This window comes from Collinsella aerofaciens, assembly GCF_015556945.1.
GTDB lineage: Bacteria > Actinomycetota > Coriobacteriia > Coriobacteriales > Coriobacteriaceae > Collinsella > Collinsella aerofaciens_AO.
The window spans coordinates 1-2,651 of record NZ_JADNNH010000055.1 but is presented as its reverse complement, the minus strand read 5'-3'; the positions used below and the strand labels follow the sequence as shown (position 1 = coordinate 2,651).

At 73.4% G+C, this 2,651-nt stretch carries 3 protein-coding genes and 1 pseudogene; all 4 read left to right on the top strand.

Going from position 1 to position 2,651, the window contains the following annotated elements:
• Positions 1–177: 177 nt before the first annotated feature.
• Entirely contained in the window at positions 178–993 is an 816-nt protein-coding gene (locus I2F59_RS09770; protein ID WP_195504007.1) for an ABC-2 family transporter permease, read from the top strand.
• Entirely contained in the window at positions 986–1,174 is a 189-nt protein-coding gene (locus I2F59_RS09765) for a hypothetical protein (RefSeq protein ID WP_195504006.1), read from the top strand. Before I2F59_RS09770 ends, I2F59_RS09765 begins: the two co-directional genes overlap by 8 nt.
• A gap of 44 nt (positions 1,175–1,218) precedes the next feature.
• Positions 1,219–1,881 carry a response regulator transcription factor gene (locus I2F59_RS09760; RefSeq protein ID WP_195448542.1) on the top strand — a complete coding sequence of 221 codons (663 nt, stop codon included), beginning with the start codon at positions 1,219–1,221 and terminating at the stop codon, positions 1,879–1,881.
• A gap of 26 nt (positions 1,882–1,907) precedes the next feature.
• Positions 1,908–2,651: pseudogene (locus tag I2F59_RS09755) on the top strand (sensor histidine kinase); the annotation flags it as partial.

The window sequence follows — 2,651 nt, the reverse complement described above, 5'->3', positions numbered from 1 at the left end:
CACGAGCTTCATCCCCGTGCTGCCGAGCGGCGAGCCACTCGCGGCGGACATGGCGCTCGGCGGGGCGCTCGCGGCGGACGGCATGCTTACACTGGCGGGCCTTGCGGTCTGCGCGCTCGCGTTCGCCGCGCTCACGGCGGCGGGCGCGGCCTGGTTCGCGCGCTCCGAGGAGAGGTGATGGCCGTGACACGACTCTCCGACCCGACGCCACGCATGACTCTCTCGCGGGCCCTGCTCTCCGAGGCCCTACGCCTGGCGCGCTCCCCGCTCGCAGTGGTGCACCTCGTCTGCGGCCTGGCAGCCGGTCTTGCCTGCGGCGAGTACTTCTCCATGACCCGATGGGACCCGGCGCTGGGCGTGGACGCCTACGCCCAGTTCCTCGGCGCCCTCATGCCGCTTATGTCCGCCATCGTCTGCGGGCTCGCCGTGGACGAGGAGCGCGCTGCCGGGCGCCTCGCCAACCTCACGGCGGTCCCCTCGCGCGGGCGCGCCGTCGCGGCGAAGCTACTCGCCCTTGCGGCGCTCGGCGCGGGCGCGCTGGCCGTGGCGCTCGGCGTGTTCGGGGCCGTGCTCGCCGTCGCCGGGCGCCTGCCGCTCGGGCCCGCTCCGCTTGCGGCCGCCTGGGCGGGCATCGTGCTGGGCAGTCTGCCCCTCTACGCGCTGGGGCTCGGCGTGGCCCTGCGCCTCGGCCGCAACGCCGCCATCGGCGCCGGCGCGGCGGGGATGCTCCTCGCATTCTTCTCAGTGGGCGGACTTGCGCACGGCCTCATGACCGGCGAGCTCACCGGTGCCCTGGCGACGCCCCTGAGCTGGGTGCCGCTCGCCTGGCCCGCGCGCCTAGGGTCGCTCGGGGTGGAGGCCTTCATCGACGCCGCACGCGCGGCGGGCCCTCTCCTCACGACTGCGCTCGCTGGCCTCATGCTCGCCCTGGCAACCGCCGCCGTCCTTATCGCCTGGTTCTGCCGCTTCGAGGACGGGAGGGCAGATGCGTAGGAAGCCGCTCGCCGCCGTGCTCGTCCTCCTCTCCGCAGCGCTCGTCCTGGGCGGGAATGCCCTGCTCGAAGCCGGCTGGGGGTCGGCGCTGCGCTCGATCGCCGACCGCGTGCTTCCCAACCCTGAGATCACCATGTGGGCGGCCGCACCCGCGGCTGCGCGCGGGGCTCTAGACCGCTGAGCGCGGCGCAAGTACAATGCAACGGAAGTTTCAGGAGGTCGAATATGGCGAGGATACTGGCAGTGGATGATGAGCGGGCGATCCTCGACGCGCTCGCGCGCGTCCTCGGCCGCGACGGCCATGAGGTCGTCAAGGCGGCGGACCCGACGGCGGTCCCGGGGATGGACCTTTCGCGCTTCGACCTCGTGCTCTGCGACGTCATGATGCCGGGGCTCGACGGCTTCGAGCTCGTGCGGCAGATCCGCCCGGACTTCGACGGGCCCATCATCTTCCTGACCGCGCGCGTGGCCGAGGAGGACGCCGTGGCCGGCTACGGCCTGGGCGCCGACGACTACGTCCGCAAGCCCTTCGGGGCCGCGGAGCTGCGCGCCAAGGTCGCGGCCCATCTACGCCGTGAGCGCCGGCCGCGCTCGCACGCCCTCTCCTTCGGGGAGGTGCGGATCGACCTCGGGGCGCGCGGCCTCGCCGTGGGCGGCGAGGCCGTGCCGCTCACGCCCACCGAGTACGCCATCTGCGAGTACCTCGCCCGCCACCCCGGGCAGGTCATGAGCCGCGCGCAGATCCGCGAGGCAGTGCTCGGCTGGGAGAGCGACGCCGACGACGCGGCCATATCCATGCAGGTCAGCCGCGCCCGGAGGAAACTCTCCGAGGCCGGCGCCGATCCGATCGCGACCGTCTGGGGGATGGGGTACAAGTGGCAGCTCTGAGGACCGAGGCGCGAGGTCGCGGGGGCATGCCGCTCTCCTTCGTCATCGCGCGCTACTTCGCCTACGCGTTCGCGGCGGTCGCCACGGCGTGGCTCGCCTCGTTCATGGCGCTCTCCGCGGCGATCAACGCGGGCTTCGTCTACGAGGCAAGCTGGGGGCCGGCCAATGCGCGCGAGGTCGCGGAGGGTCTGGCACGCGACGGCGTCTGCGGGCAGCAGGACGTGCCGACGGCGTACCGCTACCTCATCCTGAACAAGGACGGACACGTGCTGATGACAGACCTCGAGGGCACGCGGCTCGAGGGCGCGACGGAAATGGCCCGTGCGGCACTTGCCGCGGATCTGGGCACAGTGGAGATCGAGGGCGGGGGCTCGGGCCTCACCTACGCCGCGTTCCCACTCAAGGGCGGCGGGGCCTGCGCACTCGTCAGCGAGTACCTGCCTCAGTGGGTCTCGCGCGACCTCGCCGGCCTGCTTCCCAACCCGCAGAACCTCATGCTCGTCGGCGCCGCTGCGGGAAGCGCGCTCGCGCTCGCGCTCGTGGCGCGCCGCGCGAGCCGCGTGATCTCGCGCAAGATGGCGCCGCTCGCGGAGGCGGCGGGGCGCGTCGGCGCGGGGGAGCTCGACTTCGCGGTCGGCAGCACCAACGTACGCGAGGTGAACGACGTCCTCGCCGCGATGGACGCCATGCGGACCTCCCTCGCCGAGTCGCTCGAGGCCCGCTGGGCCGCGGAGCGGGGGCAGCGCGAGCAGGTGGCGTCGCTCGCCCAC